This window comes from Roseivirga sp. AWQ4_251 (assembly GCF_056158225.1).
The window spans coordinates 556,953-580,066 of record NZ_JBSWSW010000001.1; the positions used below are offsets into that span (position 1 = coordinate 556,953).

The 23,114-nt window shown below is 39.3% G+C and carries 20 protein-coding genes and 1 tRNA gene; 16 read left to right on the top strand and 5 right to left on the bottom strand.

The genetic code is table 11. The features are described from left to right. Positions 1-150: 150 nt before the first annotated feature. The 3 genes from ACXACJ_RS02570 to ACXACJ_RS02580 all read left to right on the top strand — a co-directional run bounded on the left by ACXACJ_RS02570 (position 151) and on the right by ACXACJ_RS02580 (position 3,032). Positions 151-1,095: a helix-hairpin-helix domain-containing protein gene (locus ACXACJ_RS02570; protein WP_475132703.1), complete on the top strand. Its 945-nt coding sequence runs from the start codon at positions 151-153 to the stop codon at positions 1,093-1,095. After that, on the top strand, positions 1,092-2,600 hold the full coding sequence (locus tag ACXACJ_RS02575; protein ID WP_475132704.1) for an NAD(P)H-hydrate dehydratase: 1,509 nt from the start codon (positions 1,092-1,094) through the stop codon (positions 2,598-2,600). The genes ACXACJ_RS02570 and ACXACJ_RS02575 overlap by 4 nt, the downstream gene beginning before the upstream one ends. Positions 2,601-2,693: 93 nt before the next feature. Next, positions 2,694-3,032 (top strand): T9SS type A sorting domain-containing protein, encoded by a 339-nt coding sequence (locus ACXACJ_RS02580; protein WP_475132705.1) that lies wholly within the window; start codon positions 2,694-2,696, stop codon positions 3,030-3,032. Between the two features lie 66 nt (positions 3,033-3,098). Here ACXACJ_RS02580 and asnS read toward each other — a convergent pair whose 3' ends face one another. Beyond that, a complete protein-coding gene (gene asnS / locus ACXACJ_RS02585; protein ID WP_475132706.1) occupies positions 3,099-4,544 on the bottom strand; it encodes an asparagine--tRNA ligase in 1,446 nt (481 codons plus the stop codon). Between the two features lie 263 nt (positions 4,545-4,807). On the opposite strand from asnS, the gene rpoN reads away from it, so the two are divergent. Further along, a complete protein-coding gene (gene rpoN / locus ACXACJ_RS02590) occupies positions 4,808-6,268 on the top strand; it encodes an RNA polymerase factor sigma-54 (RefSeq protein WP_475132707.1) in 1,461 nt (486 codons plus the stop codon). 51 nt (positions 6,269-6,319) lie between these two features. Further along, positions 6,320-7,669, top strand: a complete 1,350-nt coding sequence (locus ACXACJ_RS02595) for an enoyl-CoA hydratase-related protein (protein ID WP_475132708.1) — start codon at positions 6,320-6,322, stop codon at positions 7,667-7,669. A gap of 76 nt (positions 7,670-7,745) precedes the next feature. Here ACXACJ_RS02595 and ACXACJ_RS02600 read toward each other — a convergent pair whose 3' ends face one another. Continuing rightward, positions 7,746-8,453, bottom strand: a complete 708-nt coding sequence (locus ACXACJ_RS02600) for an outer membrane beta-barrel protein (protein WP_475132709.1) — start codon at positions 8,451-8,453, stop codon at positions 7,746-7,748. 129 nt (positions 8,454-8,582) lie between these two features. Between ACXACJ_RS02600 and ACXACJ_RS02605 the strand changes: the two genes are divergently transcribed. After that, positions 8,583-8,656, top strand: a tRNA-Arg gene (locus ACXACJ_RS02605). A gap of 148 nt (positions 8,657-8,804) precedes the next feature. Then, positions 8,805-9,230 carry a hypothetical protein gene (locus ACXACJ_RS02610; RefSeq protein ID WP_475132710.1) on the top strand — a complete coding sequence of 142 codons (426 nt, stop codon included), beginning with the start codon at positions 8,805-8,807 and terminating at the stop codon, positions 9,228-9,230. Between the two features lie 50 nt (positions 9,231-9,280). On the opposite strand, the gene ACXACJ_RS02615 is transcribed toward ACXACJ_RS02610, so the two are convergent. Then, positions 9,281-12,043: a putative LPS assembly protein LptD gene (locus tag ACXACJ_RS02615; RefSeq protein ID WP_475132711.1), complete on the bottom strand. Its 2,763-nt coding sequence runs from the start codon at positions 12,041-12,043 to the stop codon at positions 9,281-9,283. Between ACXACJ_RS02615 and ACXACJ_RS02620 the strand changes: the two genes are divergently transcribed. The 4 genes from ACXACJ_RS02620 to ACXACJ_RS02635 all read left to right on the top strand — a co-directional run bounded on the left by ACXACJ_RS02620 (position 12,021) and on the right by ACXACJ_RS02635 (position 16,487). Next, the gene (locus ACXACJ_RS02620) at positions 12,021-12,920 is read left to right on the top strand and encodes an N-acetylmuramoyl-L-alanine amidase family protein (RefSeq protein ID WP_475132712.1); all 900 of its coding nucleotides are present in this window, start codon (positions 12,021-12,023) and stop codon (positions 12,918-12,920) included. The two genes, ACXACJ_RS02615 and ACXACJ_RS02620, sit on opposite strands and share 23 nt — an antisense overlap. A 3-nt stretch (positions 12,921-12,923) precedes the next feature. Further along, the gene (locus tag ACXACJ_RS02625; protein ID WP_475132713.1) at positions 12,924-13,883 is read left to right on the top strand and encodes an MlaD family protein; all 960 of its coding nucleotides are present in this window, start codon (positions 12,924-12,926) and stop codon (positions 13,881-13,883) included. A 109-nt stretch (positions 13,884-13,992) separates the two neighbouring features. Beyond that, positions 13,993-15,621 (top strand): acyl-CoA carboxylase subunit beta, encoded by a 1,629-nt coding sequence (locus ACXACJ_RS02630; RefSeq protein ID WP_475132714.1) that lies wholly within the window; start codon positions 13,993-13,995, stop codon positions 15,619-15,621. Positions 15,622-15,623: 2 nt separating this feature from the next. Further along, a complete protein-coding gene (locus ACXACJ_RS02635) occupies positions 15,624-16,487 on the top strand; it encodes a transglutaminase-like domain-containing protein (protein ID WP_475132715.1) in 864 nt (287 codons plus the stop codon). 73 nt (positions 16,488-16,560) lie between these two features. Here the strand turns inward: ACXACJ_RS02635 and ACXACJ_RS02640 are convergent, their stop codons facing one another. Together ACXACJ_RS02640 and ACXACJ_RS02645 are read right to left on the bottom strand one after the other, a co-directional pair. Further along, complete coding sequence (locus ACXACJ_RS02640) at positions 16,561-16,845, bottom strand: hypothetical protein (protein ID WP_475132716.1); 285 nt, start codon at positions 16,843-16,845, stop codon at positions 16,561-16,563. 214 nt (positions 16,846-17,059) lie between these two features. Next, positions 17,060-17,680, bottom strand: a complete 621-nt coding sequence (locus ACXACJ_RS02645; RefSeq protein WP_475132717.1) for a 4'-phosphopantetheinyl transferase family protein — start codon at positions 17,678-17,680, stop codon at positions 17,060-17,062. A gap of 72 nt (positions 17,681-17,752) precedes the next feature. Between ACXACJ_RS02645 and ACXACJ_RS02650 the strand changes: the two genes are divergently transcribed. The 5 genes from ACXACJ_RS02650 (at position 17,753) to ACXACJ_RS02670 (ending at position 23,080) form a co-directional block, all read left to right on the top strand. Continuing rightward, on the top strand, positions 17,753-18,664 hold the full coding sequence (locus ACXACJ_RS02650; RefSeq protein WP_475132718.1) for a WD40 repeat domain-containing protein: 912 nt from the start codon (positions 17,753-17,755) through the stop codon (positions 18,662-18,664). Positions 18,665-18,675: 11 nt separating this feature from the next. Next, a complete protein-coding gene (locus ACXACJ_RS02655) occupies positions 18,676-19,551 on the top strand; it encodes a DivIVA domain-containing protein (RefSeq protein WP_475132719.1) in 876 nt (291 codons plus the stop codon). Positions 19,552-19,605: 54 nt separating this feature from the next. Next, positions 19,606-19,980 (top strand): dihydroneopterin aldolase, encoded by a 375-nt coding sequence (gene folB, locus ACXACJ_RS02660; RefSeq protein ID WP_475132720.1) that lies wholly within the window; start codon positions 19,606-19,608, stop codon positions 19,978-19,980. 96 nt (positions 19,981-20,076) lie between these two features. Further along, on the top strand, positions 20,077-21,963 hold the full coding sequence (locus ACXACJ_RS02665; protein WP_475132721.1) for an IGHMBP2 family helicase: 1,887 nt from the start codon (positions 20,077-20,079) through the stop codon (positions 21,961-21,963). A 109-nt stretch (positions 21,964-22,072) separates the two neighbouring features. Further along, positions 22,073-23,080, top strand: a complete 1,008-nt coding sequence (locus tag ACXACJ_RS02670) for a hypothetical protein (protein ID WP_475132722.1) — start codon at positions 22,073-22,075, stop codon at positions 23,078-23,080. The last annotated feature ends 34 nt before the right edge of the window (positions 23,081-23,114 follow it).

A 23,114-nucleotide genomic window follows, 5' to 3' on the forward strand; every position in this document is an offset into this window, starting at 1 on the left:
TCAAAATCATGTTATCTTATTTAGAATCAGTTTAAACAAGCTGATTTGATTCTGATGGCGTTTTGGTTTTTGTAGGAGAATCAATCGTAAATATTTCTATACGAATAATAATTTGTATAAATTGAATTTACTGATTTTGACGAAATCTACATGAAGTCCTTGAAACGAATTATCCGCGACTATTTCGGCTTTCCTAAAAGCCAAATCAACGGATTTTTGATTCTTTTGCCGCTCACCCTTCTTACACTCTTCTCTCCGGCTATATACCTACGATTAACCCGAACAGAATACACAGAGTTCAATTCTGACAAGAAACTTTTGGACAGCTTGCTTTTAGCTTGGAATGAAAATTTTGTTGAGAAAGAAAACTTCAAACCAGCATCTAATGAAGTGAAGCCATTTGTTTTCAATCCTAATTCAGCTTCTATTGAAGAGTTTAAGGAATTAGGCTTGCCGAGTTTTTTGGCAGAAAGAATTGAGAAGTACAGACAAGCAGGAGGGAGTTTTAAAGTCAAATCAGATTTTGCCAAGATTTATGGTTTAACGGATCAGCAGTATGCTGATTTGGAGGATTTTATTGATTTGCCTGAGAAGATTTTGAAACAAAAATCAGATCGTCCTGCTGCAAGAAAAGTAGAGAAGAAGGAAGTTGAAAGGGGGCTAGAGCCTTTGGAAATTGAAGAGGAGGAATTCTTTGTTTTAGATATTAACTCCGCTGATACTACCCAATGGAAGAAGCTAAAAGGGATTGGTTCTGGTTTTTCTAATAGAATTGTAAATTATAGGCGTGCCTTAGGAGGCTTTGTTTCTATTGGCCAGCTGGCGGAAGTTTATCACTTAAATGATACGCTATTTCAGTCCATAAAACCCCACTTAAGCATTTCTGATAGTGTAGAAGTTCAGCAAATAAACTTGAACGTAAATACCTTTAAAGAGATCAATGCCCATCCATATATTTCCTTCGAACAGACCAAAGAAATCATGAATGCAAAAAGTAAGTATGGCAAGTTTGACAATGCATGGGATTTACTAAAAATCACGCTATTCGATTCGGCCCAAATCATTAAATTGAAGCCATATCTTCGATTTCAATGATTAACATTTTTAGCGCAGAACAAATTAAAGCGTGGGACCAATACACTATTAAGCATGAGCCCATTTCTTCAATTGATTTGATGGAAAGAGCAGCAAATGCTTTTGTGAAAGACTTTGTAGAGAAGTTCTCTTCTATAAAGTCTGTTGATATAGTTTGTGGGCCAGGAAATAATGGGGGAGATGGTTTTGCGATCGGTCGTTTATTGGTTAATGAAGGTTATAAAGTTTCATGCCATCTCATCGATTTTGGCTCTAAGCTTTCGCCTGATTGTCGCGAAAATTATCGGAGATTTGAATCTCTTGGCTCGCTTAACATTATAAGGCACATCAATACACTCAAATTGAGTAATGAATTGGTGGTTGATTCTTTGTTTGGAAGTGGTTTGAATCGGTTAGCCACAGGCTTGGCAGAAGAAGTAATTCAGGTGATTAATCAAAGAGAAGTGCCTGTGGTTTCGGTCGATATTCCTTCTGGGTTATTTTCTGATAAAGTGAATGTGTCTGGGCAAATTGTTCAGGCCGATTATACTATCACTTTTCAAGTGCCAAAACTCACTTTCCTAATCCCTGAGTTGGGGAAGTTTCTCGGAGATTGGAAGGCTGTGGATATTGGTTTGCATGTTGACTTTCTCAAACAAGAATCGCCAATGTATTCAATGTTGGAGAAAGAAGATGTAGTTGGCTTTCTACCTAAAAGAAAAAAGTTTGACCATAAAGGTTCTTTCGGAAGGCTTTTGGTTGTAGCGGGAAGTGCTGGGAAAATGGGAGCCGCGTACCTCTCTGCAAAGGCTGCGATGAAATCCGGGACAGGACTTTTAACGGTTCACATGCCTAAAGTTGGCTACACCGCTTTTCAAAGCTTGCTTCCCGAAGCCATGGTTTCTTTGGATAAAGATGAACTTCATTCCTCAGAGATTGACTCAGTAGAAGAGTTCGATACGATTGCAGTTGGCCCCGGCTTGGGAACTGATGCCAAAACCAAACAACTTTTAAAGCAGCTCTTCACATCTTTTAACAAGCCTATGATAATAGACGCTGATGCTTTGAATATTATTGCATCGGAACGAGGTATGTTGGAGCTGGTTCCGAAAGGTTCTATTCTTACGCCTCATGTTGGGGAGTTCCACAGGCTTTTCGGGCATCATGACAACGGTTTGCAGCGCATTGAGAAAATGAAAAAAGTAGCTAAAACTCGAGGCTTAATTATTGTGCTTAAAGGTGCGAATTCAGTTTTAGCTATGCCGAATGGAGATGCCTTTTTCAATAGTTCAGGCAATTCCGGAATGGCAACTGCTGGAAGTGGTGATGTTTTAACCGGAGTTTTGGCCGGTTTGGTTTCTCAAGGAATTGAAACTTCAAAGGCGGCCATGCTAGGTGTTTTCGCTCATGGATGGGCCGGAGATATGGCGGCAAAAAAAGTTGGGAAAACGTCATTGATGGCATCAGATTTGCTTTCTGCATTGCCGAAAGTTTTTAGTAACGTAGAGCATATAGAATTTATTTGAAAAAACTTTAACTTTATCTAAACCCTTTGGCTGTAAATCGGGTCTAATAAGAACATGAAGCCTTTCAACCCAAACATATCACTTAGCAAAATCATGATGATTTTATCATTCATGATTTTTTCTGTGATGGTTAAGGCTCAAAGTGAGGCAATTGCCCAGCTTTCTTCAAAAGGAGATCCAAAAGTTAAAGTAGAAGTTTTTCCAAATCCTACATCCGATTTTCTTACCATCGATCTTTCAAAGTTGGATTTGAAAAATCCGAAGATTGAAATCAGAAATATTATTGGGTCCAAAATGGATATGAGTTTGGATGAGCTAGATGAAAAGAGGTTTCGGGTAGATGTAACTTCCTTTCCCCGTGGATACTATCTAGTTCTGGTGAAAGATGGTCAGTCCAAGTTTCAACAAACCGTCCGGTTTTCTAAGAAGTAATTTAGATTAAGTGGATAAATAAAAAGGCCTCATTTGAGGCCTTTTTTGTGTCTTATTCTTTCGTTTTTAGAACTCGGCATTACCTGGGGTTCTTGGGAAAGGAATTACGTCACGGATGTTTGCCATGCCTGTCACGAAAATAATTAGCCTTTCAAATCCAAGTCCGAAGCCGCTATGTGGCGCTGAACCAAACCTTCTGGTGTCCAAATACCACTGCATGTCATCGGCAGGCACTCCCATTTCTTCCATTCTTGCTACTAGCTTGTCCAGTCTTTCCTCTCTTTGGGAACCTCCCACGATTTCTCCAATGCCCGGGAAAAGAATGTCCATTGCACCAACTGTTTTTTCGTCTTCATTCATCCTCATGTAGAACGACTTGATGTCTTTAGGGTAGTTGGTAAGAATTACGGGTTTATTGAAATGTTTTTCTACCAAATAACGCTCGTGTTCAGATTGTAAATCAGCACCCCAGCCTTCGATCAAATATTGAAATTTCTTCTTTTTATTAGGCTTTGAATTTCTCAAAATATCGATCGCTTCGGTGTAAGTAACGCGCTCAAAACGATTTTCTACCACAAACTTGAGTTTCTCGGTTAGCGTCATCTCGCTTTTCTCATTGGCAGGCTTGTTCTTCTCTTCATCTAGAAGTCTCTGCTCCAAAAATGCCAAGTCGTCAGCGCAATGTTCTAGCGCGTATTTAACCAAGTACTGAAGAAATTCTTCAGCCAAATCCATGTTGTCTTTCAGGTCATAAAAGGCCATTTCTGGCTCAATCATCCAGAACTCTGCCAAATGACGTGTTGTATTTGAGTTTTCTGCACGGAAGGTTGGGCCGAAAGTGTAAATGTCCGAAAGAGCCATAGCGCCCAGTTCGCCTTCCAGCTGTCCTGAAACGGTAAGGTTTGTTTCTTTTTCGAAGAAATCCTCTTTATAATTTACTGAACCATCCTCGTTTAGCGGAGGGTTTTTAGCGTCTAAAGTCGTTACTCTGAACATTTCGCCAGCTCCTTCCGCATCAGAACCCGTAATGATAGGTGTGTGCATATAGAAGAAGCCTTTCTCATTAAAGAAATGGTGAACAGCATAGGCCATGGCGTGACGTATTCTGAAAACAGCTCCGAAAGTGTTCGTTCTTGGGCGCAAGTGTGCGATTTCCCTCAAGAATTCCATAGAGTGTTTTTTAGGCTGAAGCGGATATTTTTCAGGATCAGCCGTGCCGAAAACCTCAATAGTTTTGGCATTCACTTCGTATTTCTGGCCAGCACCTTGAGATTCAACCAGTGTACCAACAACCGAAATACATGCGCCAGTAGTTACTAGTTTCAGGGTGTCTTCTGAAATTGTATTAGGGTCTGCTACGATCTGCAAATTATTAATTGTCGAGCCATCGTTAAGAGCAATAAAATTTACGTTTTTATTGCCTCTTTTCGTTCTAACCCAACCCATTACAGTTACTTCTATGTTGGCTTCGCTGCCTTTTAGAAGTTTCTCGATTTTAATTCTCTTTGTCATAACAAACCCTTTATCGGTATTTCATAAAAGTGAACGCAAAACAACTATTTTTTGAAGTGATTCACAACGTGAACTGTGAAAAACAAACAAACCGAACTGTGGAGAGTTTAGGATTAAATCAAAGTGAGAAAAGTTTGAAAATGACAGTAAAAAGGGCGGTTTGAAAAAATTGCATGATTTTTGTTAAAAAGTCTCCCGAACTGATTTGTTACTCGATACTTTCTCCTAAATTTGAATGTACTCGGAATTCAATTTTTTGATCCATGCAGAAACTCAGTTTAAGTCAATCGTTAAGTCAGAAGCTCTCTCCGCAGCAAATACAGTTTATTAAACTGTTGCAAGTGCCTACGGCAGAGCTTGATACGCGAATTGAGGAAGAGTTGGAAATCAATCCAGCGTTGGAAGAGGGTAGGGAAGAACCTGAGGCTCAAACAAACGAGGAGGATTTTGAAGACTATTCCGAAGAAACCTCAGCCACCGAAGATCTTAACGTAGAAGATTACTTGGGTGATGATGATTACGCAGGCTATAAAATGCAAGGCGATGGCAACTATTCTGATGATGAAGATAGGGAAATGCCCGTGGCCATGCAGAGCTCACTGAATGATCAGCTTGAAATGCAGCTTGGTTTTTTAGGTTTGGACGATCGTCAGACAATTATTGCAAAGCAACTTTTGGGTAGTATAGAGGGTGATGGTTACATCCGCAGAGAGTTGGATGCCATTGTGAACGACCTTGCGTTTGCCCAAAATGTAGATACAGATGTTGAAGAACTCGAGGACTTACTTAGAGAAATTCAGCAGTTTGATCCGCCTGGCATTGGAGCTCGAAACCTGAAAGAATGTTTGCTGATTCAGTTGGATAGAAAGTGGGACGAAGAAGAGCCCGATCCTGTGGTTGAAGCGGCTAAAAATATACTTACCTTTTGCTTCGATGAGTTTACCAAAAAGCATTATGATAAAATCATGAAGAAACTCAATCTAGAAGATGAGATTCTGATGAAAGATGCTGTAAACTTAATCACTAAGTTAAACCCGAAACCCGGAGGCGTTTCTGGAGGCTTGGTAAAAACCCAGTACTTAATTCCTGATTTTATTCTTACCAATAACAATGGCAGCCTTGATTTGACGCTCAATTCAAGAAATGCACCAGAGTTAAGGGTAAGTCAGTCATATTCTGACATGTTTTCAGCGTATGATAAAAGTGACAAAAAGGATAAGAAGCTTAAGGAAACGGTTTCATTTGTGAAGCAAAAGTTAGATGCAGCCAAATGGTTCATAGATGCCATTAAGCAACGCCAAAATACTTTGCTTAGAACAATGGATGCCATTGTCAGATTTCAGTATGACTTCTTTCAAGAAGGTGATGAAACCAAGCTTCGCCCTATGATTTTGAAGGATATTGCCAATGAAATCAATATGGATATTTCAACGGTTTCCCGTGTGGCTAATTCAAAATCAGTTCAAACAGATTTTGGGATTTTTCCTTTGAAATACTTTTTCTCAGAAGGTATTTCTACTACTTCGGGAGAAGATGCTAGTAGCCGCGAAGTGAAAAATATTCTTCGTCAGTTAATTGATGGTGAAGATAAGCGTAAACCGCTGTCGGATGATAAGCTGGAGAAATCTCTTAAAGCAAAAGGTTATAATATCGCTAGAAGAACAGTTGCTAAATATAGAGAGCAATTGAATATTCCAGTAGCAAGGTTAAGAAAGGAACTGTAAGGTTTGAGATTTTTAGCAAAGTTAATTTCGGTAATTTTTCAGCCATTAATTATGCCGGCTTTGGTGTTCTACACCTATTTATACCGCATAGATAATAGTTCTAATTTGACTGAAAACGGCAAGTTTACCGTTTTGTCTTTGATTTTTTTAACCACTTGTTTGATTCCTGTACTTACGGTAATCATGTTTAGGGTTACCAAGGTGGTAAAAGATTTAAACATGACCGACAGAAGGGATCGTTACTTGCCCTTTCTCTTCATTTCTATTTTTTATGTGGTAGTCACTTATTTGATGACCAAGCAAGAATGGTTTAACCCTGTAATGACGGTTTCCATGATTGCTATGACGGTAGTTGTGGTTTTGACTAACATCGTTACTTTCTACTGGAAAATAAGTGCACATGCCGCTGGTATTGCTGGCTGGGTAGGTTTCATCTTTATCTACTCTAAGATTTTCCCGAGCAACACTTTAATGTTGCCTTTAATTGTATCCGTTTTGTTATGTGGAATAGTAATTTGGGCTCGTTTGTATCTAAACGCGCACAAACCGAAAGAGTTCTCGCAGGATTTCTCTTGGGTTTCCTGGTTTGCTATTTTTCCATACTTCTATTTGTTTAAGCCTATGTACGAGTTTATAAAGTTTGAAAAGAATGGCGGAGTGGCCACTCTCACCTTAAATCGACCTGAAGTTTATAATGCTTTGAATGATGAAATTACATTCGAAATCCAAGCTGCATTAAAAGAGGTGAAAAAGGATGATGAAATCAGGGTTCTGGTTTTTACAGGAGAAGGAAGGGCTTTTTGTTCAGGCCAAGATCTGAAGGCTTCGGCAGAACATCCCAATAGGTCGTTCTCGGAGTTGCTGTATAAAAGATACAATCCGATTGTGAAGGCAATTAGAGAACTGCCAAAGCCAGTTATTTGCAGATTGAATGGAGTGGCTGCTGGAGCAGGTTGTTCATTTGCTTTGGCTTGCGATTTAGTGGTGGCTGCCGAAAGCGCCAAATTGATTGAGGTTTTCGTAAATATAGGTTTGGTTCTCGATTCTGGCTCTTCTTATTTCTTGCCAAGACTAGTAGGGAGCAGTAAGGCTTTCGAATTAGCCACAATGGGCACTCGAGTTTCTGCTTCGGAAGCTGAAAAAATAGGTTTGATTTCTAAATGTGTTCCTGATGATGAGTTGGATTCAGCAGTAAAGCATTACACCGATTATTATGCTTCAGCACCAACAAAGGCCATTGGTTTAATGAAAAAGATGTTGAACAAATCGCAAGGTTCTTCTTTGAATGAAATGTTGGAATATGAAGCTTATTGCCAAGAGATTGCGGGAGCAACTTATGATTATAAAGAAGGTACAACTGCTTTTTTGGAGAAAAGAAAGCCAGAGTTTAAAGGCAAATGATATTCTAAAAAACTAAAGGAAATAAAAAAGGGAAGATCAAATCTTCCCTTTTTTATTGATGTCGTTGAAGGTTTGTTTAGAAACCTGTGATTGAAAGCCCTAATGTGAAAACCTTAGTGTCTTTTCCGCCTACGGGAGGCGTGTCAAACTTGTTTGAAAGTTCGTAGTATCCGAAGAGGCTGAATCCGCCAAAGCCAACTCTAGCTTGCGCTCCGTATCTAATTCTGTTGAAGCCCAAATCCTGGCGATTTTTAACCATGTGGTTATCGGCTAAAATGTCTTGGTATTTCGCCTTTGTAAATGAAGAATACAGAACGCCAACTTTTCCTCCAAGAGCCACTCTAAAGCCGCGATTCATGTTGTTTTTGCTGGTGTAGTATCTAAACTCCAAAGGAATGTCCAGGTAGTTTAACCCTAGTTTAACTTTGTCAAAAGTGTCAGCATCAGGATAAACAGAAGAAAGAGAGGCTGCGCTTACGGTTCTGCTTCCATTACTAATAGACGAAACTAAAGTACTGTCGTTAGAAAATGAATACTTTTCAAAACCCAGCCCGATACCAGGGGTAAAGGTAAAGCCTTTATCGCCTATAGGAAGGTCGTAATAGTAAACAATGTTTACAGTTTTAGATTGAAAAGTATTGAAGTCTATTCTGTTCGGTGCCTTGCTCCAAGTGTTAAGTCCTAAGTCTACAACAAGACTTCCCGGTAAATCTGGTCTTTGTGCTTTCGCAACAGAGCCAAACATAAAAAATAATACAAGTAGCAATCCAATTTTTTTCCCCATGAGTTTCAGTTTCTTGAGCGTGGCAAAGATAGTATTTTTTGAAAGTATTAATAACTAGGTTTTGCAAAGAAAAAGATTTCTTTACCTTTGCAGTCCAATTTAACTGGATTTAACAAAATCCGCTGTTTTGGCCTCGTAGCATAACTGAATAGTGCACTTGATTACGGCTCAAGAGGTTGCAGGTTTGAATCCTGCCGAGGTCACGAAAACATTTAAGGCTCCCTTGTGGAGCCTTTTTTATTTTAATAAACTTCTCTTTTCTGTTTTTATTTTAAAAGCATCAGATTTTGCCCTGAGCTCTCCGTTTTTAGGTTTGATTTTTGTGTTTATCCCATAATTAAATTTAGAATAATGAGAAGAATAACATTTTTTTTAGTCTTGGGCCTTTTGTGCTCACTTAAGTCTATGGCTCAATTCGGAGTCAGTTTTCATCAGTCTAACTTACCTTTTGTGGGCGTTAATTATGAAATTAAAGGAAAGTATATGGCCGAGGCTAGGGTTTCGGTCGATACTTTTTTTGATGACACATCTCCAGAAATAGTAATTACACGTTTTTTTAAGAGAGAATCAGATTATCAGCTTTATGCTGGATTAGGAGTAAGAGTGAATAGGTATGAAGGTCTGGTTATTCCTGTCGGTCTGAATGTTTACCCATTTGAAAAGAAAAATTTTGGTTTCCATGTAGAAGTCGCTCCAATTCTAGCTTTTTCCGATTTGGATGTCTTGCGTGGTAGTTATGGAATACGTTATCGATTTCCATCTAAAAAAGATAAATAGACTTAAAACAAAAGCCCTTCATTGATGCATCAGTGAAGGGCTTTTGTTGATTAATTATCGAAGAAACTTCTTCTTCTACTAAGTTTTAAGTCTTTCAGCATGTTTGCCTTTATTCTAAGGTCTACGGTGTAGCTGGTGTAACGGCCAAACGGAATCCAGTTTCCGCTAAGTTCCCAACAACCTAAATCTCTGTAGATTCCAAGTGAACTTTGGATGAATTTTTTCATTTCTAGGTCAAAACCAGAGTTGAAAGTAAGCCTCCATTTGGATGCTAATTCAATATTGCCACTCATTTTTACGGACTGTCGAGTGACAGTCTTAAATTCATTATTGGTCAAGTTTCGAGTGAAACTGTAATCGTAACTAAGCCTCACGTTCCATGGTACATTCAGGTCGACATAACTGTTCGGGTCGCTGAAATAATCTGTTACTTGCCGCTTGGGTTGAAGGGCGTCCCCATCGTTGAGCGAGCCGTATTGGCCTGTGGGGTTGTTGTCGTAGCCATCGTTCATCATAGGGTCTGTGAAACCATCATTTAAGGTGTTCGAGCTAAATCGACTAGCCATATTTGATGTGCTTGAACCACTATTGGAGGCTTTAGAATTTAGGTTTGTACTTAATGAAAATCTACCACTTCTTAATTGGCCAAGGCCTTTTCCGTTAATTAAGGACACAGAATTGACTCTTCTAATATTTTTTTCTTCTCCATCAAATGTGGTGAGATACGTATATGGGTCTAAAACTATTCCCGCATTCAAACTCACTTTCTTTTTGAACAAGCTTGTTCTCATGTTCACGGTTACATTCGAAAGGTTGAAAGAATCTGCTAAAAAGTTATAACTCGTGTTTAAGCTAAGGTTTTCTATCAAAGCCACTTTTTCAGATTTGGCAGTGTCGCTCCTTACTTTCATTTCGACCTTATTGTTTAAAGAAAAACCTACTGAAGCAGATTCTCCAAGGGAAGGAGCTCCATATAAAAAGCCATTATAAATAGAGAGTTGTCGAAATACAGGTTCCCCGGTTGAGGTAGTGTCTACCTGAACATTTTGGTAATAACCAAACTTCTCTTGTCCAAAGTCGGGGCGGTAACCAAAGCTCAAAGAAGGAGTCATGATGTGTCGAATAGCTTCTATTTTCCTTGAATTAGGGAAGTTGGCCATTCCGTAAAGCTGAGTTGAAATCCCTATGCTAGCACCGTAAGTGGTAGACCTAGAAAAGCCATCAATAGTGTCTACTCTTACTGCATTTTGATCTTCAATGTACGTGTAATCCAATTCCTTTAAGTACCACAATTCTTCCACATTGAATGATGGGGTCATGGTTAAATGTTTTAAGAAAGAAAAAGAAGTAGAGATAGGAAGAGTGTGCTTAGCCCCGTTTTGTCCATTCGCAATCAAAGTAGGAAGATTTGCAAATGTGACTTGAACAGTGTCCGACTCTTCCGCTGTGTTAATAATGTCAAAGCTTGCAGTATTAGGGCGTACTAAATTGGTTATACGGTTAGCGGTATTGAAGTTCCATGCAAAATTGAAACGTTTAATAATGTCAATTTTTGAGCTTTTAAATGGAGTGACCCGATTCATGTTCAATGAAAACTCTGGAAGGGAGACATCAAGGATGTTAGTCTGAACATTTTGATTATGTCTTGCACTTAATGAATAAGTGAACGGGCTGCCAGGGATACTGCCAGATAAGGAAACGTTTGAACGAAACTCTGATCGTACATTATTCTGGAAATTTTGGGTAGAAAGATTGTTCCTGTTATAAGTGCTTGTTCCTGCGTTTACACTGGCAGAAAAGCGAGAGTTCCCCTTTGATTCGGGTCTGTGTGACCATGAAACCCAGAAATCTTTAGAGTCAAGAGGGTTTTCTTCATAGGATGGAGTCTTGTTTTTCGTGTATCTTACATCGAAATTCCCACTGAAACTATATCGTTTTTTGTAGGTAGATCTGGCTCCTAGTCCCCAGCTTCCTTTAGAAAAGAAAGAGCCTGTTATGGCTGTGGTTATGTATTCATTATTGCCAAAGAAATATCCACCTTCTTCAAGCTTTAAGCCTCTAATTCTTTCTTCTCCATATTTTGGCAGAATGATTCCGGATCGTGAATTGTCATTGGTGTCTGGGAAAAAGCCGAAAGGCAAACCAAAAATTGTGGGGATGCCACCAATATAAAGTAAGAAGGGGCCTGTAATTACCTTATCACCAGGGATTACCTTAATCTTTTTGGCCTTAATGTAGGTGGTGGCCATAAGGTCATCGCAGGGAATGAATTTCCCTCCTTTTACATAGGCGCTTCCATCCTCATTCTTCTTTATTTGTTCGCCTGATAGGTAACCTTCAGCTTGTTGTGTTACAACACCGGTGATTTTTGCTCTGTTGCTGGCAAAATTATAGCGTATCCCTCGGGTTTCGTAAACCCCATTTCCATCTTGAAAAACGGGTAGCCCTTGCCAATTGCCTGTAGAATCTTGTACTCCTCGGGCAATTAATTCACTATTGTTTCTATCAATAATAATTTCGGCCGCATCTAATTTTATATCTCCGTATTCTATATAAGCATTACCATATAAATGCGTTACGTTTGTTGCAGTAGTTGTTATAATGGAATCTTCGGCATAATATAAAATAGTGGTTTCAATGCCGTTAGACTTCACTTTTAAGGTGTCGGTGCCTACTGGCCTGGTTGTTGTAGAATCTTGTTTTAAAGGCTTAGGTTCTATGGTCAACGATTCATTGGTCAACCTTTTTTCCTGAGCCCACAAACCACTTGCAACCAGTGATAGTAGTAGAATGAAAGATATGTTTTTTGCCAAACTCAAAGGCTTTTTCGCTTTTTGGAAAAAATTCAGATTTTTGCGTAAAGGTATTCCAATAACCATTTTTATGCGAACCAAAGTGAAAAATAATGTATTTGTTTTCCTCGTCCTCTCATTCGCAGTAGCATCTTTTAACCCTTATAAAACAATTGCCCAAGAAAAAGCCCCTAAGTTCAAGGTGGTAATAGACCCTGGGCATGGGGGCAAAGATAGCGGCACACATGGCGATAAACTTCTTGAAAAAGATGTAGTATTAGCCGTTTCGCTCAAAGTAGGCAAATATTTAGAGGAGCTTTTAGATAATGTAGAGGTCATTTATACTCGAAAAACAGATGAATACAGCCATCCCAAAGTTCGTGCCATCCTGGCCAATGATGCGGATGCAGATTTATTTGTTTCTATACATGCCAATGCCATGCCGCCCGGTAATTCCCATGTATATGGAACCGAAACCTTTGTGATGGGAGTTAAGAACGAGGGTAGAAATTTTGAAGTGGCAAAAAGAGAAAACTCTGTAATTTTGCTGGAAGAAGACTACAAAGAAAAATATCAGGGCTTCGATCCAACTTCACAAGAAGTTAATATTGCTTTTTCTATTATGCAGGAAGCCTACCAAGAAAACAGTATTTTGTTGGCTCAAAACGTTGAAGAACAGTTTTCTAAGCGTGCCGGAAGAAAAAGTAGGGGAGTAAAACAATCCAGTTTATGGGTGTTGTGGAACACAGCAATGCCAAGTGTTTTGATAGAACTTGGCTATCTTACAAACCCTAAGGAAGAAAAAGAGTTAGGTACAGAACAGGTTCAAGATTATTTAGCATCGGCTATTTTTCGAGGAATCAGAGATTATGTTAAATATTTAGAATCAACGAAATAAATTTTGGCAAAGGGTAAAGAATTTAAGGTAGGTCTATTCGCGGTACTTATGTTGGCCGCGTTATATATAGGGTTCAATTATTTGAGAGGCCTCGATGTATTCTCTCCCCTAAACACCTATTACGTCAAGTATAACAACATTAGTGGCCTAAATAAAGGTGATAAGGTTATTCTTAATGGATTGGTTGTAGGTAGTGTGCTGGAAAGAAAATTCAGTACAGATGCTTACAACGAAATCTTGGTAACCTTAGCCATTGACAAAACCATTAAGATGAAAGAAGGCACTATGGCAAGGCTGGCCAAACCAGATTTGCTAGGTGGACTTGAAGTGCAAGTCATTTTAAATCACGAAGGCACGAGGGTTCTTGAAACTGGTGACTATCTGGAAGGAGATGTTGATAGAGGCATAACCGAAATGCTTACTGAAGAAGGCCTTTCTGCAGCCAGTAGCCTGAATTCTGTTGTAAATAAAATCAGTGAAGTACTAGAACCTTTTGCTTCAAGAAAAGATACCATTGCACTGGCAATCGATAATTTTAAAAGTCTTTCCGATAATTTGGTGACCATGACCAACTCTATAAATGTTGCCATGGAGCAAATTAAATTGAGGTTTGATTATGTTAGTGATTCTCTTGTAGCGGCAATGGGTGGGGTGAAACCTTTGCTTGATGAATACACTGCCTTGGGAGAAAAACTTAATGCCATTGACCTAGAAGCCCGTTTAGTAAGAATTGATTCTGTGCTTATGGGAACCCAATCCTTTATGGATCAACTCAATTCTAATGAAGGAACCTTAGGCAAATTGATGACCAACGATTCCTTATACAATGCGTTGACGCTCACCATGACCGATCTGGATAGCTTGTTCCAAGATTTGCGCTACAATCCTAAACGATATGTTCATTTTTCTTTGTTTGGAAGAAGAAATAGACCGCCAGCCGATGGCAGAAAGTCTAACAAATAATCCGATAAGACTTATTCCGCATTTGATTTAACCAAACTTGGGTCTAATTTAGACACTAAGTAAACTATGGAAATTGGACCGGCAAATTGCCGGGTAAACACGTTTTGTTATGGATATAGAATTCAACAAAAACGATGACGCCATGCGCCAATTGGTGTATAGGTTAAATCAAAAATTAAAAACTGTAAAGCTGGGGGGAGGTGAAAAAAAGATTGAATCCCAGCACAAAAAGGGCAAGCTTACAGCCCGCGAACGTATTGATTATTTAACTGATGAAGGAAGCGATTTTTTAGAAATAGCAGCTTTTGCAGGTGATAGAATGTACAAAGAACAAGGAGGTTGCCCATCGGGAGGAGTGGTGACAGGAATTGGTCAAGTAAGCGGAAGAGATTGTGTAATCGTGGCGAATGACGCCACCGTAAAAGCTGGTGCGTGGTTCCCAATTACGGCCAAGAAGAACTTAAGGGCCCAAGAGGTTGCCATGGAAAACCGATTACCGATTATCTATTTGGTGGATAGTGCGGGGGTTTTTCTGCCAATGCAAGATGAAATCTTTCCTGATAAAGAACATTTCGGCCGTCAATTCAGAAATAATGCGAAAATGTCTTCCATGGGCATTATTCAGGTAGCTGCAATTATGGGCAGTTGTGTAGCGGGCGGTGCCTATTTGCCTATTATGAGCGATGAGGCAGCGATTGTTGACAAAACTGGGTCAATATTTCTAGCTGGATCTTACTTGGTGAAAGCCGCAATTGGTGAAGATATTGATAATGAAACGCTAGGAGGAGCCACTACACATTCTGAAATTTCAGGCGTTACCGATAATAAATTCCCGAACGATCAGGCCTGTTTGGATTATATCCGAAGTATTTTCGACAAAATTGGAGGTTTTGAAAAGGCAGGTTTCGATAGAAAAGAGCCCGCAGAGCCTAAGGAAAACCCAAAAGAGCTCTATGGCATTATGCCAGAAAATAGAACGAAGCCTTATGATATTAGAGATATCATTTCGCGCATAGTAGATGATTCTGAGTTCGAAGAATACAAAGAGAATTATGGTCAATCTATCGTTTGTGGTTATGCGCGTATCGATGGATGGGCTGTGGGAATTGTAGCCAATCAGCGAAAAATCGTAAAATCGAAAAAGGGCGAAATGCAGATGGGCGGAGTGATTTATTCTGATTCTGCCGATAAGTCTGCTCGCTTTATTATGAACTGCAACCAAAGGAAAATTCCCTTGGTATTTTTGCAAGATGTGAGCGGTTTTATGGTGGGCAGTCGTGCCGAACATGGAGGAATTATTAAAGATGGAGCCAAAATGGTAAATGCCATGGCTAACTCCGTTGTTCCTAAATTCACCATCGTTATAGGTAATTCTTATGGGGCGGGGAACTATGCCATGTGCGGAAAAGCTTATGACCCTAGATTGATTTATGCTTGGCCAACTGCGCAAATTGCGGTAATGAGTGGGGCAAGTGCCGCGAAAACCTTGCTTCAAATTAAGGTGGCTTCGCTAAAAAGTCAGGGCAAAGAAATTAGTAAAGAGGAAGAAGAAGCTTTGTTGGAAGAAATTACCAACAGCTATAACGAACAACTCAGTCCATATTATGCCGCTTCTCGCCTTTGGGTAGATGGAATTATCGATCCTTTAGAGACTAGAAAAGTGATTTCTAAAGGCATTCAGGCAGCTAATCATGCGCCAATTAAGGAGCAATTTAATGTGGGGGTGATTCAAACTTAAAAATGAACGAAACGGAAAATTTGAGCAATAAGGAGCTGAAGGCATTGGTATCTCTTTTAGAAGATGATGACCATGAGATTGTAGAGCACGTAGAAGGGAAGATCAGGTCGCTTGGTACTCATATTATCCCATATTTAGAATTTGAATGGGAGAATAGCTTTAATCCAACGGTTCAGAAACGAATCGAAGAATTGGTGCATTCTCTACAATTTCAGTTGCTGAAAGAGAAACTTTTGGCTTGGAAAGAAAAAGGAGCCGAAGACCTGCTTGAAGGTCTTTGGCTTGTTAATACCTATCAATATCCAGATTTAGAATTAGGCGATCTTAAGCGCGAACTTGAACAAATCTATTACGAGGTTTGGACGGAGTTTAAAACCGATGTTCATCCTGTGGATCAAGTTAAAATTCTGAATTCGGTAATCTTCAACAAACTCAAGTTTGGCGCCAATACCAAGAATTTCCATTCTCCTGGAAACTCTATGATGAATGTGGTTTTTCAAACTAAAAAGGGAAACCCAATATCGCTTTGCGTGATTTATGCTTTGGTTGCCCAGAAATTAAAACTACCGATTTACGGAGTTAACCTTCCTAATTTGTTTGTTCTAACCTACAAACATGGCGATCAGCAATTTTATATCAATGCGTTTAATCGTGGTTTGGTCTTCTCTAAAAAGGAAATTGATGATTATATCGCAAATTTAAAACTGACTCCTAAAGATCAGTATTATGAGCCTTGTAACCATTCGGATATCGTGATTCGTACACTTCGAAACTTAGAACTTGCCCATGAAAAACTGGGGCATTCTGAAAAAGTAGTGGAGGTGAAGCAACTTCTGGATATATTGAGTGAGGGTGATTTAGATTAACTGCTTAGGAATCTAGCCTTGTTCAAAGAAAGAAAATCCAAGCAGTTAATAATGATTTTAGGTAGGGTTGCTTTTAACAAGGGTTACAAGGCTCTCCTACTTGAGAAATAATCTGATCGCATTCCACGCAAACTATTCCTCTTTGAAGAGTCCCTCCGCCAAAGAAATTGATGAAGATGTTGGCTGTTTCTTTTGAAGCGAAATAAGCTTCATAGCCAGCGGGCTGGCCTGGGATGTCGGTAACAACATAAGCCTGACCGTAAGGTTCAATTTGAGAATATTCAGTGCTGACGGCTTTGCTAGAAGAGAGAGAAATAACTGCTAAGCACAGAAATAAAACTAACGTGATCTTTTTCATAATACGAGTGTTTTGTTTTTAATTATTTTATTCAAAATATAAAAAATACGTGTATTAATGAAGTTGTAAGTTCTTAAATTTTTAATGATTTAACTTTAGTTATTAATTAGTAATAGAGTTTTGCTATCTAAACCAAAGAGAAGGCATAAATCATTTAGTGAAGACATTTCTTTACAAGCCCTTCTGATTGGTTAGAGCTTATATGAGTGAGTTTTCAGTAGGCCAAGCACACCATTAAATCATTAAAGTGAGTCCATTTAAGGGCAAAGCTTGATGTTGCATGGTTTTCTATGATTTGCCCCTGACTTTCCATTTGCGGATTAGGTTGGCCGACAAAGAGCTGCTCAGCAAAAATCAGTTGGGTACGGCCATGAAGTTTGTATAAAGCCTCTTTTGCACACCAAATTTGAGTCAGCTCTTTCATTTTTTCAGTTGCCCATGGTTTTTCACTGTCATGCAGAAATTTTCTGGCAATTCGGAGTATTTGAGGCCGCTCATGCTCAATGTCTATGCCAATTGGGCCGATATTGCTTATCGCGGCAGCTCCAAAACCATTGGCATGGGAAAGGGAAATATGAATTTCAGGAAGGTCTACGTGGGGTTTGCCAAATTTGTCTTTTTCAATCAGGTAGTTTTGCTCAGGAAGAAGTGTCTTTAAAGCCAATCTAGCGCTTAAGAATTCAGTCCTTTTCTTCTCAAATTTAAATTCATTGATCAATTCCAGTTCACTTTCATTCGGTAGGTAAAGGTTCAGAAGAACATCCAATTCTTCTTCGATTTTCCATATCGCAAACGAAACTCCTTCGGTTATCTCTTCTTTTATAAATAAAGGCATGAATTAATAATGGGCTTAGCCTGTTGAATACTTAGTTTTGCAACAAGTTCGAAAGATAATTCTTTTCAAAGTATGACGCAGGTAAGTGTAGAAAAACTGAAAACCATTGGAGGGCACCAAGATTGTGTCTATGCTTTGGCGCAAGGGCCTAAGCCCAGCCAGTTTTTTTCAGCTAGTGGCGATGGTGTAGTGGCGCTCTGGGATTTGGAGGATATGGACAATGGCAGAATGTTGGCCAAAGTGCCAAACTCTGTATACGCGCTTTGCTATTATGCCGAAAGAAATGCTTTGATCATTGGTCAAAACTTTGACGGCATTCACGTAGTTGACATAGAAAAGAAAAAGGAAATAGCTTCAATCAAACTTTCTCCGTCACAGATTTTCGACATAAAAGTGTTGAAAGATCGTGTAATTGTGGCTCAGGGAAATGGTGAAGTTCATATCCTAGATCTTCGAACGTTAGATACAATACAAACCATCCGAGCAAGCGAAAAAAGTGCTAGAACCTTAGCGGTTTCAGAACTGAGCGCACATTTAGCTGTTGGTTATAGTGATAATAAAATCAGGGTTTTTTCCCTGAAAGATTGGAGTTTAGTTCACGAAATAGAGGCGCATAAAATCTCAGTGTTTACGGTACGATATAGTCCCGATGAACGTTTCCTTATCAGCGGAAGTCGTGATGCTCATCTCAAGGTTTGGGATGTAATTGATGGCTACACTTTAAAGGAATCTATTGTTGCACATATGTATGCAATTAACCATCTGGATTTTAGCCCTGATCACAAACATTTTGTAACTTGTAGCATGGATAAGTCGATAAAAGTCTGGGACGCTGAGACTTATCAACTCCTAAAAGTCATTGACAAAGCAAGGCACGCAGGCCATGGAACATCGGTCAATAAACTGCTTTGGAGCAATCACGACAACCTATTAATATCGGCTAGTGACGACCGCAGTATATCAGTCTGGGATATCAATTTTTAATTTTCCGTACAATGAACATTACACCCTTAGAAATTAGGCAAAAGGTTTTCGAGAAGAATTTTAGAGGATACGATAAAGATGAGGTTACAGCTTTTCTTAATTCCCTTTCTATTGAATGGGAAAAGCTGAACGATCAGAATAAAGAATTAAAATACAGGCTTGAAGCTTCCGAAAAGGAGGTTCAAAAGCTTCGCGAGGTTGAAAATTCTTTGTTTAAAACACTGAAAACAGCCGAAGATACAGGGGCCAATATGATTGAACAGGCTACTAAAACAGCCGAACTTCATATGAAGGAAACGGAAATGAAGGCCGATGCGCTTATGAGCGAAGCCAAAAGCAGAGCTAAAATCATTATTGAAGATGCTGAAAGCCGTGCCCGAAATATCGTTGACGATATGGAAGATGAAATCCGTCAGTTAGAACAAGTTTTCAGGAGTTTAAATGCTAATAAGGTGTCTATGATTTCTGACTTGAAGATGCTGGCCGGAGATATTCTCGATAAAATCAAACGTCATGAAGAATTCCCTTCGGATATCCGTCCTCAAATTAGGGATGCCAAACAATTGAGCTGGGAGGTTAATGAAGGAAATATTCAGGAGAAAGCGGTTAAAGAACTTTTCGCTTCCAAACCATCAGCACCTGCTCAAAAAACTGTTGAAGAAAGAACGAATTCAATTCCAGAGCCCGAAATTATAGAAGAGGAAATTGATGAAAACCTCACCAATCTGGATTTAGGCGATGTTTCCGATGATCATGATTTTCATGAGGATTCAATGAATTTCGATGGTGAAGAAGAAGTTCATGCAGAAAACCAGAAGAAAAATGAGGCGGAGCCTGAAGAGGAAAAGCAGAAAGAAAAAGGCTCATTCTTCGATCAATTCGATTAATTCCATTTCAATTACAGAAAATTTAAGGCTACCCATTGGGCAGAAATCATTTCAATGATCAATAATAGTCAAGACATTGTTGCACTTGAAGGCATGGAATTCTATGCCTATCACGGTTTTTATGACGAAGAGCAAAAAATCGGCAATAAATACACCGTTGATCTTGAGGTACATACCAACTTTATTGCGGCCGCCCAAACGGATAATTTGGATGGTACGGTGGACTACGTAAAGCTTTACGGAGTTGTAAAATCTGCCATGAGCAAGCCTGCCAAACTCTTGGAAAAAATCGGTCAGGAAATTGTAGATGAGGTATTCGAACAGTTTACTTCCGTACATCAAATCAAAGTGAGCGTTTCCAAGCATAATCCTCCATTTGGTGGCATTTGCCAACGTTCAAAAGTCACTTTAATTCGAGAAAGAGATTAATTTGCTGCAATGAATGGAGGCTCATTTCTTCAATAGAAGTAGTCTCTTCATTTAATCTCTACTAAATTTAGCCTTTCAAATTGAACTCCTGAACCTTTGACCGAGGCACAAAAATCCATTGAAAATCTTGTTCGTTTACTCAAAACCGAGAAAGACGAAGATTATGCTCAGTATGAGCGCAAAATGCTCAATACTTCCATTGATGAACGAAGAAAGCAAGGTGTTACTTGGTATCCCGTTCAGCTAGTGAATCGCTACATCAGTACAGGTGAGCGTTACACTTTGGAATTGGAAAGAAGTAGCCATTTAGATCAAAATCATTCTTTTCAAGTTGGGGCTGTGGTCAGTGTTTTTTCTGGCCATGGAGATGAGGCTGAAGCTGTGTCTGGCGTGGTCAGCTTTTTACGAAAGGACAAAATGCGGGTTGCACTGAATGTTTCGGATTTACCCGACTGGCTTCGCGATGGCAAATTAGGAGTCAATTTACTATTTGATGAAGGCTCGTACCGCGAAATGCACCGGGCTTTACAGTTGGTTTTGAATGCTGAAAGTGGAAGAACTGCTGATTTACGCGAAATACTTTATGGAACGAAAAAAGCTGAATTCAAAAATGGCTTCGATTATCAATCGGTAAACTTAAACAAGAAGCAGAATGAAGCTTTAACCAATATTTTTCATGCAAAAGATGTAGCCATTATCCATGGCCCTCCTGGAACGGGAAAAACCACAACACTTGTCAATGCCATTAAAGAAGTAGTGAAAAATGAACGACAAGTGATGGTTTGTGCGCAAAGCAATGCAGCAGTCGATTTGATGGTAGAAAAACTGGATAATCTAGGTTTGGAAGTGCTTCGCTTGGGACATCCAGCCCGTTTAACGCCCGAAGTGATTGAAAATAGCTTAGATGTGAAAATATCGAAACATGCTTTTTTCAAAGAGTTAAAAGAAGTTCGGAAGAAGTCTGAAGAGTATCGAAAGTTAGGTTTGAAATATAAGCGAAACTTCGGAAGAGAAGAGAAATTGCAGCGCGATTTACTCATGAAGGAATCGCGAATGTTGCGTCAAGATGCTGATCGAATTGAAAGCCAGATTACCGAAGACTTAATGGATAGAGCAGAAGCGATTGCATGTACGCTTGTGGGTTCTACTCATCCTTTGGTTCGCGATCGCGTGTTCAAATCCGTGTTTATCGATGAAGCGAGTCAGGCATTAGAACCTGCCTGTTGGATTCCTATTCTGAAGAGTTATCGCGTAATAATGGCTGGCGATCACCTCCAACTTCCGCCAACCGTAAAATCGATAAAAGCAGGGAAGGAAGGGCTTGAAAACACCTTGTTTAAGAAAGCCATTGAATCCACTTCTTCTGATGTGATGTTGGAAACCCAGTATCGCATGCATCCTCATATTATGAAATTTTCCAGCGATTATTTCTATGATGGCAAGCTGGAAGCTGCTGACACCGTAATACAAAGGGATTGGCAAGATGAAGGTGCTCGATTCGAATTTGTAGATACCGCAGGCTGTGGTTTTTCCGAAAAGGTGAAAAAGGAAACCTTGAGCACGTACAATACTGAAGAGGCCAAATTGCTAGTGAAGTTATTGGGGCAGCATATTCAACCTGAAAAAACAATTGGCATAATAGCACCATATAAGGCTCAAATTGAAGTGCTAAAGGACTTAATTCAGGCTGAAGAATTACTGGATGAAGTAAGGGAGAATATTTCCGTAAACACCGTTGACGCTTTTCAAGGCCAGGAAAGAGATATGATTTTCATTAGTTTAACCCGTTCTAACGAGAAAAATGAAATCGGCTTTTTGAAAGAGTATAGGCGAATGAATGTGGCGATGACGAGAGCTAAATCTAAGTTGGTCGTAATTGGCGACTCGGCAACATTGGGCAAAGATCCATTCTATAATGCTGTGATAGATTACGTGCAAGGTATTTCGGGCTATAAAAGTGCATTTGAATTTCTTTATGATTAATAATTGGTTTATTCGACCAATTAAAAATTTTAATTGTAATTAAATCATTCTTTCATAAAAGTATTTCTGTGAAAATATTAGATTGAAGTTTCAGCCAAAACTTAATCTTATGGAAGATGCCTTAACTCCAACTGTCTCAGTTAAAGAGGATAAATTTCAATCAACTCTTCATTCCGAAGTTTATCATGATTGCAGAGTAATGCTTGACTTCGCCATTAAAAATGGTAAAGACTTAGATACTCTGCAGATTGTGCCTTTGGAAAAGCCCAAATCTCAAACGAACATCAACGAGCTGATGGGAGTTTACAATTACCTAGTTGATGTGGTAAAACCAGCCCTTCCAGGTACACTGATTTTATTCGAAAAAAATAAGCTTTCAGGAAGAAGATGGGCTTTCCTTGGCCCTTTGCCCATTGTTAGGCAGTTTATGGCGCTCACGTTGGTTTCGTTGGTAGCTTTGATTATTACGAGCCTTTCTTCTCAAGTGAATGTTGAAACCATACAGTTGAGCATGCTGCAAGGTCATGGTTGGGATCAGATGTTGAGACTCACTTTTCTTTTGGCCGCTTCTAGCGTAGGAGCTGCGTTTTATGCCCTTTTTGAAATGAATAATTACATCAGTTCGGGCACTTACAATCCTAAGTATTCATCTACATACTGGTCGCGATTTGTATTGGGAGTTGTTGCTGGAATTTTGCTTTCGGAACTGTTTGTGGTTTTTATAGAACCTGCTCACCAAACAACAGAATCCAACGGTACGCTATCTTCTGCCAATTATTTATTGAAGCCGATTTTGGCTATTCTTGGCGGTTTTTCTGCGAGTTTGGTGTATCGGATTTTAAACAGACTTATTTCAGCTGTGGAATCAATTTTTACTGGCTCAGCCAATCAAATGATAGCTCAAAAACAGCAAGAGTATGATTTGGCGAAACAAGCCAATGAGCAACAGCTTAAAGGTGCAGCAGCTCAAAATCTATTGGCTTTGAAACAAGAACTGATTAAAAACAATGTGCCGCAATCTGTTTTAAATCAGATCGATGTCTCTCTGTCACAGCTGATTTCTACACCTCTTCCTCAAGAACCTAGTGTTACAAATCCTAATGTTCCGTTGAATTAGTGTAGGAAATTGTTTCAACTGAAATCTCTATATC